Source organism: Micromonospora sp. WMMD975, from assembly GCF_029581215.1.
GTDB lineage: Bacteria > Actinomycetota > Actinomycetes > Mycobacteriales > Micromonosporaceae > Micromonospora.
Map to the genome: position 1 here is coordinate 678,708 of NZ_CP120739.1, position 13,118 is coordinate 691,825.

Consider the following 13,118-nt stretch of genomic DNA (forward strand, 5'->3'; position numbering starts at 1 on the left):
TCGGAGAACGTGGTGGTCCTCAAGCGGTTGATGCAGGCGATGGGTGTGGGCGGACCGTCGGTGGAGACGGTGCTGGCCAACCCGAACTGCCGCCCCGGTGGGCAACTGGAGGGCCGGATCCAGGTGGTCGGCGGCGACCACCCGGTGGATGTGAGCTGGGTCTCGCTCGGCCTGATGACCCGGGTCGAGGTGGAGAGCGGCGACTCGGAGTACCACACCAACCAGGAGTTCGGCCGGGTCCAGGTGACCGGCGCGTTCCGGCTGGCGCAGGGGCAGCGGTACGACGTGCCGTTCCGCTTCCAGGTGCCCTGGGAGACCCCGCTCACCGACCTGTACGGCCAGCACCTGCACGGCATGACGATGGGCCTGCGCACCGAGCTGGAGGTGGCCCGGGCGGTGGACTCCGGTGACCTGGACGCGGTGGCGGTGCACCCGCTGCCGGCCCAGGAGCGGCTGCTGGAGGCGCTGCTGCGGCTGGGCTTCCGGTTCGCGCGCGCCGACGTCGAGCGGGGCCACATCCACGGCGTACACCAGCAGTTGCCGTTCTACCAGGAGATCGAGTTCTATCCGGCACCGCAGTACGCCGGCGCCATGAACCAGTTGGAGGTCACCTTCGTCACCGATCCGCGGCAGGTGCACGTGGTGCTGGAGCTGGACAAGCGGGGTGGCCTGTTCACCGAGGGCCGGGACGCGTTCGGCCGGTTCACGGTGGACCACGCCACGGCGGACCGTACCGACTGGGCCGCCCAGCTCGACGGTTGGCTGCGCCAGTCGCTGTCCCGCCGCGGCGTGTTCTTCTAGAGATCCAGCAGGAGGGTACGGGGGCCGACGTTGACGCTCTCCACGAGCATGTGGGTGCGGAAACGGCCGGTCTCCACCTTCGCGCCGCGGGCGCGCAGCTCCTGCACCACGGCCTCCACCAGGGGCTCGGCGACCGGCGCGGGAGCGGCTGCGGTCCAGCTCGGTCGCCGGCCCTTACGGGCGTCGCCGTAGAGCGTGAACTGGCTGACCACCAGCAGCGGCGCGCCGGTGTCGGCGGCGCTGCGCTCGTCGTCGAGGATGCGCAGCTCGTGCAGCTTGCGGGCCATGGTGGCGGCCACCTGCGGGGTGTCGGTGTGGGTGACGCCGAGCAGCACCAGCAGCCCGTCGGCGATCTCGCCGACCACCGCCCCGTCGACCGTGACGGCGGCCCGGCCGACGGTCTGCACAAGCGCCCGCATCAGTCGACCACCGGCTCGACGAGGCCGCGTTCGACCAGGTGGGCCACGATCGGGCCGGCCGCCTCGGCCAGCTCGTCCGGGGTCACGTCGTGCGCGGCGGCGAGCAGGGCGAGCTGGTCGCGCAGCGGCAGCCGGCCGTCGGCGCCGCCGACCAGGGCGAGCACCAGCGGGTCGATCTCCTCGGACCAGCGCAGCCCGCGCGGCATGGCGAGGACCTGCCGGTCCACCGCCCAGCCGTCGTCGCCCATGGTGGCCTCCTGGCGTAGCTGGAGCCCGTCGGCGGCGCGGTAGCGGGCGGCGAGCAGCCCGTCGGCGCCCCGGGCGCGCAGCCAGTCCTGCCTGTCGAACCATTCGCCGATCCGGTCGCCGAGCGGCGGTTCCACCCGCTGGCGCAGGTCCTCGACCCGGATGATCGGCTGTTCGTGGCCGGCCCGGCGCAGCGACACGATGCCGAACCCGATCGCCTCCACCTTGTGCGCGTCGAACCAGTCCAGCCACGCCTCCATCCGCTGCGGGTCGGCGCTCTCCCCGACGTCGGTCAGCCACAGGTTCACGTACGCCATCGGGTCGGCCACCTCGCGCTGGATGACCCAGGCGTCCAGGCCGGTGCCGGCGAACCAGCCGGCGACCCGCTCGCCCCAGTCCTCGCCTGTGACGTGCACCCAGTTCGCCAGGTACTGCATGGTGCCGCCGTCGGTGAGCAGGTGCGGGGCTGCGGCGGCCAACTCGGCGCCGATCGCGTCGCCGACCCGCCCGGAGTCGCGGTAGACGTGCGTGGTGGTGCCGGGGCCGACCACGAACGGCGGGTTGCTGACCACCAGGTCGAAGCGGCGCCCGGCCACCGGGGCGACCAGGTCGCCGCGGAGCAGTTCCCAGTCCTGCCCGTTGAGCGCGGCGGTGGTGGCGGCGAAGCGCAGCGCCCGCTCGGAGACGTCGGTGGCGGTGACCCGGCGGGCGTGGGTGCCCAGGTGCAGCGCCTGCACGCCGGAGCCGGTGCCGAGGTCGAGCGCGGTCTCCACCGGGCGGCGCACGGCGGCGCCGATAAGCGTCTGGGTGGCCCCGCCGATGCCGAGCACGTGCTCGGCGTGCAACGGTCGGCCGGGCCGGGCGCTGGCCGGGACGTCGGCGAGCACCCACCAGTCGTCGCCGTACGGCTCCAGGTCCACGCCGGCCCGCAGGCCGTCGCCGTGCCGCTCGACGATGCCCCCGGCGAGCGCCTCCGCCACGGTCAGCGGGGCCAGCGCCGCGGCCACCACCGGCTCGGGCTCGGTCTGGTCGCAGATGAACACCCGGATCAGCGTGGCCAGCCGGTCGCGGTCCTCGGTGGCGCGCAGGGCGGCGCGGTGGTCGTTGCGGGCGACCCCGCCGGTGGCCTGCGAGCCGAGCCGCCCGGCGATGCCGTTGGCGGTGAAGCGGGCCTGCGTCAGCGCGGTGCGCAGCGCGTCGACCCCGGCGGGGGAGAGCAGCATGTCGTGACGGTCCACGGGGCCATCCTGCCCCGCCCGCGGCCCGGCGCGGCGCGCACCCGCCGGATCCGGTTCACGGACGGTATTACCCGGCAACTATCTCTTTCACGGACATCGATGTGTGGTTAGCATTCCCGTCAACATCTGTCGATGGGTGGACCGCCGGCCACGAACCGGCCCGCCCGGTAGGGAGCCAGAACATGCCCGACGTGTCCGTTCCCCGGCGTCGTGCGCTGCGCGCGCTCGCCGTCACGGCCGCCGCCGCGGCCCTCACCGCCGCCGCATCCACCCCGGCCCTCGCCGCGCCGACCGGCCAGATCCGGTACGCCGGCGCGGCCGACGCCGTCAGCGGCAGCTACCTGGTCATGCTCAAGGGCGACGCGGTCGGCGCCGCGAACAGCCGTACCGCCCGCACCGCCGTGCCGGACCGGGCGGCCGGCCTGACCAAGCGGTACGGCGGCAGCGTCGGCGCGGTGTGGAGCGCCGCGCTCACCGGCTACAGCGCAAAGATGAGCGCCGGACAGGCACGTCGGCTCGCCGCCGACCCGGCCGTCGCGTACGTCGAGCAGGACCGGCGGATGACAGTGCAGGGCACCCAGACCGGCGCCACCTGGGGGCTGGACCGGATCGACCAGCGCAACCTGCCGCTCAACAGCACCTACACCTACCCGAACACCGCCACCAACGTGCGCGCCTACATCATCGACACCGGCATCCGGACCACGCACAGCCAGTTCGGCGGCCGGGCCACCTGGGGCACCAACACGGTGGACAGCAACAACACCGACTGCAACGGCCACGGCACGCACGTCGCCGGCACTGTCGGCGGCAGCACGTACGGCGTGGCCAAGGGCGTACGCCTGATCGCGGTGAAGGTGCTCAACTGCTCCGGCAGCGGCACCACCGCCGGCGTGGTCAACGGCGTCAACTGGGTCACCTCGAACGCGGTCAAGCCGGCCGTGGCCAACATGAGCCTCGGTGGCGGTGTCAGCACCTCGCTCGACAACGCGGTGGCCAACTCGATCAGCTCCGGCATCACCTACGCGCTGGCGGCCGGCAACTCCAGCGCCAACGCCTGCAACTCCTCGCCGTCGCGGGTCGCCTCGGCGATCACGGTGGGCGCCACCACCAGCACCGACGCGCGTGCCTCGTACTCGAACTACGGCTCCTGCGTGGACATCTTCGCCCCGGGCTCGTCGATCACCTCGGCCTGGCGGACCAGCGACAGCGCGACCAACACGATCAGCGGGACCTCGATGGCCTCGCCGCACGTGGCCGGCGCGGCGGCGCTGGTGCTGTCCGCGAACCCGTCCTACTCCCCGGCGCAGGTCGCCAGCTACCTGACCAGCAACGCCACCACCGGCAAGGTGACCAACCCGGGCTCCGGCTCGCCGAACCGGCTGCTCTTCGTGGTGAACTGACGCTTTCCGCAGGCCGCGCGGCCCGGTGGACCCCCAGCGGAGTCCACCGGGCCGCGCCGAACCCGCTACCGGGAACGGCAGATCGGCAACGTCTCAAGCCGTTGGGAGTAGTGGTCGGCCAGGGCGGGAAATCGGCTCCGAGCCTCGTCCGCCAGCCCACCGTGCCAGGCGTCCCGCAGTTGGCTGACCGTCTGGGAGATCGCCTCCGACGTGGCTTCCGGATCTCCGCCGACGATCTCCGCCAACCGGCGGAAGTGCTCGTGGTCGATCAGCGCCGGAACCGTCTCGCTGCCGAGACTGAGCGCCAAGGGCGACCACCGGTAGCGCGAATACACCGAGAGTGAGTGGAAGTCGTAGACCGGGGCGAGCCGTGGCGTCCGGCCGTCCGGATAGACCAGTCCCCAGTTCTTCAGGTGCCCGTCGGTGTTCCCGACCACAAGCATCGCGGCGAGCCGGCGGACGAAGTCGAGATAGCCCTCCTCGCCGGTCAGTTGAAGGATGACCGCGGCCAGGGTGTCGTACGAGGTGCCCGACTCGCTGTACTTGAACATCGGTTCGATGTCGGCGACCTGGGCGAAGTCCTCGGCGTGGATCCGTCCGGCGGAGGACCGGTCGAACCGCTGGATGAGGTAGACGAGATCGTTCGGATCCACCATGCCGTCGGAGAGGCCCTTGACCTCGTCGGCGCGGATCAGGCGCACCGGTGGCACCGGGAAATCAGCCGACCGTAGCCAGCTCATGGTGAGGTATTCGTTGACCGGCAGGTCCCGCAGCCCGTGGTCGGGCAGTTTCACGATCCACCACCCGCCCTGCCCGCTGACCGGAACGGCCAATCGCTCCGCGGAGATCGAATACTTCAGCTGCACGCCCGCCAGGGAGTGCCGGAGCGGATGATCGGCCTCCCCTGGCGTGTCCGGGAGGACATCATCCTCGGGCTCGGTGTCGGCGTGCACCGTCACCGCGCCCGGTAGGTCGCCGCCCACGCGCAGCAGCAGGGTGAAGTCGCCGACGTTCCCACCTCCCAGCTCCCGGACGATCTGGCGGCGGAGCGCCCCTTCCGGTAGCAGGTTCGCGAACCAGGCGGGCACGCCGACGCGGGCCCGTCGGATCGCCCGCGGATCGTCCTCGAAGATCTGCCCCAGCACCTGATGGCGAGGCGAGGCGAGGTCGTCGTCGTAGCTGAACTCCGAGCCTCCCTGTCGGAAACTCAGCTCGCCGACCCGACGGCCGTGCAGCCGCACCTGCGCGGTGACCTCGGCCATCTCAGGCGACCTGCCGGAGGATGTCGGCCGTGGCCCGCCCGTCCCGCGCGCCCCACTCGGCCATCCGGTTGACGTGGTCGGTGATGGTCCGCTCGCACACGCCTCCCCGAAGGTGGAGGAAGCCATCCCAGTCCGCGCGCGCCAGGCGCTCCTGCGCGGCCTCGTCGATCAGATGACTGGCCGCGACCGTCGGTGAGACGGTCGCCATGAGGTCCGCCGTCAGACGCTCCCCGGCTGGCAGGACGAGTCGGTTGGCGATCGTCTGCCTGGCAGGTCCGTCGTCGGGGAGAAACGGACGCAGCGGGCTTCCGTGATCGAGCAGGCGGGTCACGTTGAGAATTTCTCCGCTCGCCGGGTCGCGCGGCTCGGCGGAGAGAAGCCCCAACGTGTTGAGCTTCGTCATCGCGTGATTGAAGTGGACCTTGTCCAGCTCCGCGACGAAGTCCGGGAACTGCTGCACCTGCCGGAGCACGCTCATCGCCGCGGTCTGCGGGTCGGCCGCGTCGACCGCCTCCACCTGGTTGCGTACGTCGGCGACGCCCACACCGCGGGCCCGGCTGCCGGCGACCGCGCTGCGCCACACCCACCTGCGGAGCAGGGTCGCCGGTCGGCCGGTCGGCACCCCGTGCAGACGGATGAAGCGAACCAGGATCGGCAGCACGTGGGAGTAGGGCAGCAGCCTGATGTGCGGGATGCCGCAGGGGCCGCGAAGGAAGTCGACCGCCTCACGCAGCCGCGCGGCCACGTCCCGCAGCGTCTCGGCCGGGTCGTCCTGCGGCCCGAACTCCTGGCGGAAGTCCTCGCGGAAGATGTCTCCACCCCGGTAGGCGAGGACACAGCGCAGGGTCAGCCGATCGTCGAGCGCGCCGAAACCCTGAGTGGCGGGCACCCGGCCGAGATCGTGCAGGGTGCTCAACTCGCCGCCAACGGCACCGGCGTGCAACGCCTGGAACACCTCGGACTTGGTCAATCGTTTGCCGGTGGTGTTCATGCGCGTGAAGATCTCGAGCAGGGCGTTCTCATCTGCCGAATGCACGACATAGGTCGGGATCTGATATTCGCGGATCGCCTTGGCGGCCTGGTCGGCCAGCGCGAGCTGAGCCTCGGAGAGCCAGCCGGAGTTGTCCCGCATCCAGCGCAGCAGGACCGCGGTGTCCAGCAGGAAACTCACCGGGATCCAGGGCCGTGGCGTGCGCTGACGTGCGCCCGCGGTGTGGAATTCGCCGGTGTCGAGGTCGAGATGCACTCGGAAGCGGGGGTCGACAGCGCTATCCGCCCTGGTCAGCGCTCCGACAAGAGACACGATGCGCTGCTGGCCGTCAACGACCCAGAGCGCCGAGGCGGTTTCTGGCGCCTGGACGTCCAGCGGCCCGACCTGAAGCCGTTGGGCCGGTGCCGGACGTTGCCAGAGGAGCAGATTACCGATCGGGAAACCGCGCAGCAGGCTGTCGAAGAGCCGGACGATGTCCGTGCCCTCCCACTTGAACGAGCGCTGGAAGGGTGGGATCCGCACCAGTCCCGCCCTGACGTCCCGGACCAGGTCTTCCGGTGTGCGGTACTCGACGCGGGGTCTCTCCAGACTCGGCACGGCAACCTCCGTTGGGACGACGCACCGAGGGTAACCGTTCCGGTCCTTCCGACCCGTCCATGCGCTCGGTGTCGCCGCGGCGCGGGCAGGGGCGAGTGCGTGTCTCGTCGAACCCGCATGGTCGGCGGGGTCTGTTGCGGGACCATGTCTGTCATGACGTTGTCCTTGCCTATCGATCCCGCCGCGAATGACTTCCTCCACCGGAACACGCTGGCGCTGCTCCTCGGCATGGTGCTGGACCAGCAGGTGCCGATGGAGAAGGCGTTCTCCTCGCCGTACGTGCTGGCGCAGCGGCTCGGCCACGAGCCGGACGCCCGGGAACTGGCCGGGTACGACCCGGAGGCGCTTGTGGAGCTGTTCGCCGGGCCGCCGGCGCTGCACCGCTTCCCCAAGGCGATGGCGGCCCGGACGCAGGAGGTCTGCCGGGCGCTCGTGGAACGCTACGACGGCGACCCGGCCCGGCTCTGGTCGGACGTGACCGACGGCCGGGAGCTGTTGCGCCGGGTCGCCGAGCTGCCGGGCTTCGGTCGGCAGAAGGCGCAGATCTTCGTCGCGTTGCTCGGCAAGCGGTTCGGGGTCACCCCGGCGGGCTGGCGCGAGGCGGCCGGCGACTACGGCGACGCGGAGGCGTACCGGTCGGTGGCGGACGTGACCGACCCGGAGTCGCTGCGCCGGGTACGCGAGTTCAAGCAGCGGGCGAAGGCGGAGGCGAAGGCCGCGAAGGGCTGAGGCGTGAGCGAGCAGCGGGGCGGGGGGCTGCTGCGCACCATGTCCAGCCCCAACCGGGCCACCTTCCTGGAGCTCTTCTTCGACCTGGTCTTCGTCTTCGCGCTGACCCGGGTGTCGCAGCGCATGGTGGCCGACGTCGACGGTGGGCACATGGCGGCCGACGTCGGGCGGACGCTGCTGCTCTTCCTGGTGCTCTGGCACGTCTGGACCATCACCACCTGGGTGACCAGCCGGTACGAGCCGGAGCGCGTGGTCATCCAGGCGGTCGTGGTCGGCGTCATGTTCGGCAGCCTGGTGCTCGGGGTGACGCTTCCCCGCGCGCTTGAGGAACGGGCGCTGGCGTTCGCGCTCGCGTACGTGGTGATCATGGTCGGGCGTCCGCTGGTGTTGGTGGCGGCGTTGCGCGGGCACCCGCGGCGGATGGTGCCGGTGCGGCTGGTCGGCTGGGCGGTGGCGACCACACCGCTCTGGCTGGCCGGCGCGCTGGTGCCCGACCTGCGCCTGCCGCTGTGGGTGGTCGCGTTGGCGGTGGACTATCTGGGCGCGTTCCTGGGCTGGCCGTTGCCCCGGCTCGGGGCGTCCCGCATCCGGAGCTGGCTGCTTGCCGGTGAGCATCTGGCCGAGCGTTACCAGCAGATCTTCCTGATCGCGCTCGGCGAGTCGATCCTGGTGATCGGCGTGTCCTACAGCGGGGAGCGGTTCTCCGCCCGGTCGGCCGCCGCGTTCGCGCTCGCGTTCGGTGTCACCGCGTTGCTCTGGCGGCTCTACTTCCACCGGGCCGGGTACCTGCTCGCGGAGGCGTTGCGGCTGGCCGGCACGCCGGGGCGGCTGGCCGAGTCGGCCGCACAGACCCACCTGTTCATGGTGCTCGGCGTGCTGAGCGCCGCGGTCGGCTACGAGTTGGTCATCGCCCACCCGTTCGTGGCGGCCGATCCGGGCCGGCTGGTCTTCGTGGTGGGCGGCCCGGTGGTCTTCCTGGTCGCCCGCTCCCGCTTCGAGTACGAGATCTTCGGCCGGGTCTCCCGCTCCCGAGTGGTCGCGCTGGTGGCGCTGCTGCTGCTCGCGCCCGTGCTGACCGCCGGGCCGGCCCTGCTGGCGCTCGGCGTGGTGGCCGGCGTGCTGGCGCTCGTCGTCCTCGCGGACGCGCGGCGCGCCCGGGGACGGCCGCCGGAGTCCTCCGCCTCGCCGGTCGGGCGGGAGGCCATCGGCGAGGCCGGGCCCGAGGCGTGAGCGCTCAGGCGGGGCCCGAGGCGTGAGCGCTCAGGCCGGGCCCGAGGCGTGAACGTTCAGGCCGGGGCCCGGGGCGTGAACGTTCAGGCGGCGTTGGGGCGGGACAGCGAGGCCAGCGCGCGGCGCACGTCCGCGAGCGAGACCGTGGCCGAGTCGTCCAGGTCGGCCAGGCCGGCCTCGATCCACTGCCGCATCAGCGTGGTCACGCCGATGCCGCGCGCGTCGGCGGCGGCCCGGACCCGGTCGTACGTCTCCAGCGGGAGGCGTACCGACCGGCTGACCATCGGCACGTCGGTGTCGGGGGTGGGCAGCTGCGCCGGCGACGTCTCGTCGATCAGGTCGGCGAACCCGTCGCCACCGGCGTGGAACCGCTTGGTCGCCTCGTCACGGTGCATGGTGACCGCCTCCTCGTCGGCGTGACCTCCGCACCGCGTCGTCGTAGCGCTTGGCCTCGACGTCGCTCAGTTCGCGGGCGGAGAGGATGTCCCAGTCGTTGTCGGTGCCGTCGGCCTCGGCCAGCAGCACGGCGAGACGCCGGCCGCGGTGGTCGGTGGCGTAGACCACCATGACGTCGTCGCCGAGGTGCCGGATGACCCGGCGGTGGCTGTGCAGGGCCTCCCAGACTTCCCCGGGTGTGACGTCGTAGACCCGCAGGTTCGCCAGCGCCTCGTCGGTGAAGCTGAACCGGTTGGCCACAGGACGCAGCGTACCACGGGCGTAACACGTGGCCGGATCTTGGTCGATCGCCCGCGGGTAGTGACAGGATGGGGCGTATCCCCTCGTAGGAGGTCAGTGGTGAAGCGTCAGGCCTACCAGCCGATCCTGATCACCGACGCCCGGCGCAGCCAGGACGACCAGCTCAACAGCCGGCAGAAGCGCTACGTGCTGATGATGGCCGTCCGGGTCGCCTGCCTGGTGGCGGGCGCGATCCTGGTCGGCGTCAAGGCCCCGCTGCTCTGGCTCTGGCTGCCGCTCTGCGCCCTCGGCATGGTGCTCATCCCGTGGCTCGCGGTGCTGCTCGCGAACGACCGCCCGCCCAAGGAGGAGCACCGGCTGGCCACCCGCTTCCAGCACCGGGGCCGGGACGAGACCCCGCCGATGGCACTGCCCACCGAGGAACGCGCGCACAAGGTCATCGACGCCGAGCCCTGACCGGTCCGGCCGCGTCGACGCCCGGACCGGTCCGCCGGCTCAGGGCGTGGGTCGGGCGCCCACCGTGGTCACGGCCAGGGCGCCGAGGTCGCCGGCGCGGGCCAGGGCGGCACGCGGACCGGCGCCGGCCAGCCAGGCGGTGAGCAGCCCGGCGGCGAACGCGTCCCCCGCGCCGGTCACGTCCACCACGGCCACCCCGGGCGCCGGGGCCGCCTCCACCCGACCGCCGCGCTCCACCCAGACCGCCCCGGCCGCGCCGCGTTTGACCACCACCCGGTGCGCCACCGAGGTCAACGCCCGCGCCTGCGCCGCCGGGTCCAGGCCGCCGGCCAGCACCGTCGCCTCGTCCGTGTTGACAAGCAGCAGGTCGACGTCGCGTACCCAGGTCAGGAACGACCCGCCGACGCGCCGCAACGGCGCCGCGGAGGCCGCGTCGACGCTGACGGTCAGCCCGCGTTCGCGGGCGGCGGCCAGCGCGCGCAGGCCCGCGCCGCGCGACCCGACGTCCAACAGGGTGTACGCGGACAGGTGCAGATGCCCGGCGTCGGGCGCCGCGGCCAGGGCGGTGTCCACGTGCGCCGCGGTCAGCCGCAGGTTCGCGCCCCGCTGGCTGATCATGGTGCGCTCCCCGTCGTGGGCGAGCACGATCACCGTGCCGGTCGGGTAGCCCTCGTGCCGCTCCACCGCGCACTCCACGCCGACCCGGGTCAGCTCGGCGACCCGTTCCCGGCCGGTCTCGTCGTCGCCCACGGCGGCCACGAGCGTCACGGCCGCGCCCTGGCCGGCGAGCCAGGCCGCGGTGTTGGCCGCCTGCCCGCCGCCGCTGAACCGGATCCCGGCGGCGGTGTCCGAGCCGGTCGCGAGCGGCCCGGACAGCATCGCGACCACGTCGGTGATCACGTCGCCCACCACGACGACGCGCGGGGAACCCGCGCCCGGAAGACCGGGAGTGGGCTCACGGCGCTCGGTGCGTCCGCTCATGGGGTGCCGGCCGCGGCGACCGCGATCCGCGCCGCCAGGTCGGCGTTACGCAGGATGATCCGGACGTTCACCGTCAGGCTGGCGCCCTCGGTGGCGGAGTGGAAGTGGGCCAGCAGGAACGGGGTGACGGCCTTGCCGGTGATCCCCTCGCGGGCCAGCGCGGCCAGCCCGTCGGCGAGTGTGCGGTCGTGCAGCGCCGGGTCGAGCTGCTCGTCGGCCGGCAGCGGGTTGGCCACCACCAGCCCACCCCGGTGCACGCCGTGCGCCGCCCGGGCGGCCAGCACGTCGGCCATCCGCTCCGGGGAGTCCACCGACCAGTCCAGGTCGAAGCCGGAGTCGGTGAGATAGAACCCGGGGAACCGGCGGGTGCGGTAACCCACCACGCCCACCCCCAGCGTCTCCAGCCGTTCCAGGGTGGCGCCGGTGTCGAGGATCGACTTCACCCCGGCGCACACCACCGTGATCGGGGTACGGGCCAGCGTGACCAGGTCGGCCGACTCGTCGAACGTCTGCGCCGCCTCCCGGTGCACGCCGCCCAGCCCGCCGGTGGCGAACAGGTCGATCCCGGCCGCCGCCGCCACCGCGCTGGTGGCCGCGACCGTGGTGGCGCCGTCCGCGCCGGTCGCCGCCGCCGGTGCCAGGTCGCGGACCGAGAGCTTGCTCACTCCGTCGACCGTGGCGAGGCGGGTGAGTTGGGCGTCGTCCAGGCCGACCCGCAGCTCGCCGCCGACCATGCCGATGGTGGCCGGGACCGCGCCCGCGTCGCGGACCGCCTGCTCGATCTGCCGCGCCACGCGCAGGTTGTCCGGTCGGGGGAGTCCGTGCGAGACGATGGTGCTCTCCAGCGCGACGACCGGACGCCCGGCGCGCAGGGCGTCGGCCACCTCACCACCGAGGCTGATGCGAAAGTTGGTCACGTCCGTTACGGTACGGGCCGCCCGCCGGGTGGCCTGTGGTGGACCCGACCCGGCCGGCCTGCAAAACTGGGAAGCCGGAGGTGGGGACGTGAGCACTGAGATTCTCGAACGCCCGGAGCAGAAGGACGCCGACACCGGCCCTGAGATGTTCCACTACGTGCGTAAGGACAAGATCGCCGAGAGCGCGGTCATGGGCACGTACGTCATCGCGTTGTGCGGGGAGACCTTCCCGGTGACCAAGGCCGCCAAGCCCGGTTCCCCGGTCTGCCCGAAGTGCAAGGAGATCTACGAGTCCTGGGGCGAGTGACCGCGGGCGGCTCCGCCGCCCGCCCACGTAACCTGCGGCGGTGACCACCTCCACCGCCCTGCTCCTCGCCGACCTCACCGGCGTGGCGGTCTTCGCCGCCTCCGGCGCCTCCGCGGCGGTGGTCAAACGGCTCGACCTGTTCGGGGTGGTCTTCGTCGGCGTGGTCGCCGCCCTCGGCGGTGGGATCTTCCGCGACCTGGTCATCGACGAGGTACCCCCGCTGGCGTTCGCCGACTGGCGGTACGCGGTCACCGCGGCGGTCGTCGCCGCCGTCGTGTTCCGGTCGCATCCCCAGCTCGCCCGCCTGCGCACCACCGTGCTGGTGCTCGACGCGGCCGGGCTGGCCCTGTTCACCGTCACCGGCACGCTCAAGGCGCTCGACGCGCACGTGCCGGCCGTCGGCGCCTGCATGATCGGCATGCTCACCGCGATCGGCGGTGGCCTCGGCCGGGACCTGCTCACCGGTGAGATCCCGGTGGTGCTGCGCCGGGAGATCTACGCCGTGGCCGCGCTCGCCGGCTCGATCATGGTGGCGCTGCTGTCGACGTACGGACAGGCCACCGCGCCGACGCTCACCGGAGCGGCGGTCTTCGTCTTCGGGCTGCGCCTGATCTCGCTGCGCCGGCGCTGGTCCGCTCCGGTGGCGACGCTGCGCCCGCCGCGCACCGGCGCGCGCGGACCGGAGCGGTAGTGCCCTCCCGCACCGGGTTGGGCGGATGTGACAGGCGTGGCGTCGGGTGGGGCGGAACGTCTCCGCTGGTTATGCTGAGTCGGCCTTCGCGGCACGGGATGCGCGAGGGCGTTTTCATGGGCGGCGGCCCCCGGTGGCCCCGGTCGGGCCCGTC

15 protein-coding genes are annotated in these 13,118 nt (G+C 72.6%); 7 read left to right on the forward strand and 8 right to left on the reverse strand.

Going from position 1 to position 13,118, the window contains the following annotated elements; genetic code table 11:
• The first annotated feature begins 12 nt into the window (after nt 1-12).
• Complete coding sequence (locus tag O7613_RS03100) at nt 13-801, forward strand: sporulation protein (protein WP_282291963.1); 789 nt, start codon at nt 13-15, stop codon at nt 799-801.
• On the opposite strand, the gene dtd is transcribed toward O7613_RS03100, so the two are convergent.
• Both dtd and O7613_RS03110 read right to left on the reverse strand, forming a co-directional pair.
• Complete coding sequence (gene dtd / locus O7613_RS03105) at nt 798-1,220, reverse strand: D-aminoacyl-tRNA deacylase (protein ID WP_281584289.1); 423 nt, start codon at nt 1,218-1,220, stop codon at nt 798-800. The genes O7613_RS03100 and dtd overlap by 4 nt on opposite strands.
• A complete protein-coding gene (locus O7613_RS03110) occupies nt 1,220-2,704 on the reverse strand; it encodes a methyltransferase (protein WP_282291965.1) in 1,485 nt (494 codons plus the stop codon). Before O7613_RS03110 ends, dtd begins: the two co-directional genes overlap by 1 nt.
• A 182-nt stretch (nt 2,705-2,886) precedes the next feature.
• On the opposite strand from O7613_RS03110, the gene O7613_RS03115 reads away from it, so the two are divergent.
• Complete coding sequence (locus O7613_RS03115; protein WP_282291966.1) at nt 2,887-4,107, forward strand: S8 family peptidase; 1,221 nt, start codon at nt 2,887-2,889, stop codon at nt 4,105-4,107.
• 65 nt (nt 4,108-4,172) lie between these two features.
• Here the strand turns inward: O7613_RS03115 and O7613_RS03120 are convergent, their stop codons facing one another.
• Together O7613_RS03120 and O7613_RS03125 are read right to left on the reverse strand one after the other, a co-directional pair.
• Nucleotides 4,173-5,369 (reverse strand): HipA domain-containing protein, encoded by a 1,197-nt coding sequence (locus O7613_RS03120; protein ID WP_282291968.1) that lies wholly within the window; start codon nt 5,367-5,369, stop codon nt 4,173-4,175.
• Nucleotide 5,370: 1 nt separating this feature from the next.
• Nucleotides 5,371-6,957 (reverse strand): DUF262 domain-containing protein, encoded by a 1,587-nt coding sequence (locus tag O7613_RS03125; RefSeq protein WP_281584285.1) that lies wholly within the window; start codon nt 6,955-6,957, stop codon nt 5,371-5,373.
• A 144-nt stretch (nt 6,958-7,101) separates the two neighbouring features.
• Between O7613_RS03125 and O7613_RS03130 the strand changes: the two genes are divergently transcribed.
• Together O7613_RS03130 and O7613_RS03135 are read left to right on the forward strand one after the other, a co-directional pair.
• On the forward strand, nt 7,102-7,686 hold the full coding sequence (locus O7613_RS03130; protein WP_281584284.1) for an HhH-GPD-type base excision DNA repair protein: 585 nt from the start codon (nt 7,102-7,104) through the stop codon (nt 7,684-7,686).
• A gap of 3 nt (nt 7,687-7,689) precedes the next feature.
• Entirely contained in the window at nt 7,690-8,916 is a 1,227-nt protein-coding gene (locus O7613_RS03135) for a low temperature requirement protein A (RefSeq protein WP_282291970.1), read from the forward strand.
• 83 nt (nt 8,917-8,999) lie between these two features.
• On the opposite strand, the gene O7613_RS03140 is transcribed toward O7613_RS03135, so the two are convergent.
• Complete coding sequence (locus tag O7613_RS03140; protein WP_281584282.1) at nt 9,000-9,311, reverse strand: hypothetical protein; 312 nt, start codon at nt 9,309-9,311, stop codon at nt 9,000-9,002.
• A complete protein-coding gene (locus tag O7613_RS03145) occupies nt 9,301-9,612 on the reverse strand; it encodes a hypothetical protein (RefSeq protein WP_281584281.1) in 312 nt (103 codons plus the stop codon). The genes O7613_RS03140 and O7613_RS03145 overlap by 11 nt, the downstream gene beginning before the upstream one ends.
• 99 nt (nt 9,613-9,711) lie before the next feature.
• On the opposite strand from O7613_RS03145, the gene O7613_RS03150 reads away from it, so the two are divergent.
• Nucleotides 9,712-10,068 carry a DUF3099 domain-containing protein gene (locus tag O7613_RS03150; protein WP_281584280.1) on the forward strand — a complete coding sequence of 119 codons (357 nt, stop codon included), beginning with the start codon at nt 9,712-9,714 and terminating at the stop codon, nt 10,066-10,068.
• Between the two features lie 39 nt (nt 10,069-10,107).
• On the opposite strand, the gene O7613_RS03155 is transcribed toward O7613_RS03150, so the two are convergent.
• Together O7613_RS03155 and O7613_RS03160 are read right to left on the reverse strand one after the other, a co-directional pair.
• On the reverse strand, nt 10,108-11,049 hold the full coding sequence (locus tag O7613_RS03155; RefSeq protein ID WP_281584279.1) for a PfkB family carbohydrate kinase: 942 nt from the start codon (nt 11,047-11,049) through the stop codon (nt 10,108-10,110).
• Nucleotides 11,046-11,966, reverse strand: a complete 921-nt coding sequence (locus O7613_RS03160) for a pseudouridine-5'-phosphate glycosidase (protein ID WP_282291972.1) — start codon at nt 11,964-11,966, stop codon at nt 11,046-11,048. Before O7613_RS03160 ends, O7613_RS03155 begins: the two co-directional genes overlap by 4 nt.
• Nucleotides 11,967-12,054: 88 nt before the next feature.
• Between O7613_RS03160 and O7613_RS03165 the strand changes: the two genes are divergently transcribed.
• Together O7613_RS03165 and O7613_RS03170 are read left to right on the forward strand one after the other, a co-directional pair.
• Nucleotides 12,055-12,273, forward strand: a complete 219-nt coding sequence (locus O7613_RS03165; RefSeq protein ID WP_091070524.1) for a DUF3039 domain-containing protein — start codon at nt 12,055-12,057, stop codon at nt 12,271-12,273.
• Between the two features lie 40 nt (nt 12,274-12,313).
• Nucleotides 12,314-12,964, forward strand: a complete 651-nt coding sequence (locus tag O7613_RS03170) for a TRIC cation channel family protein (protein ID WP_282291973.1) — start codon at nt 12,314-12,316, stop codon at nt 12,962-12,964.
• The last annotated feature ends 154 nt before the right edge of the window (nt 12,965-13,118 follow it).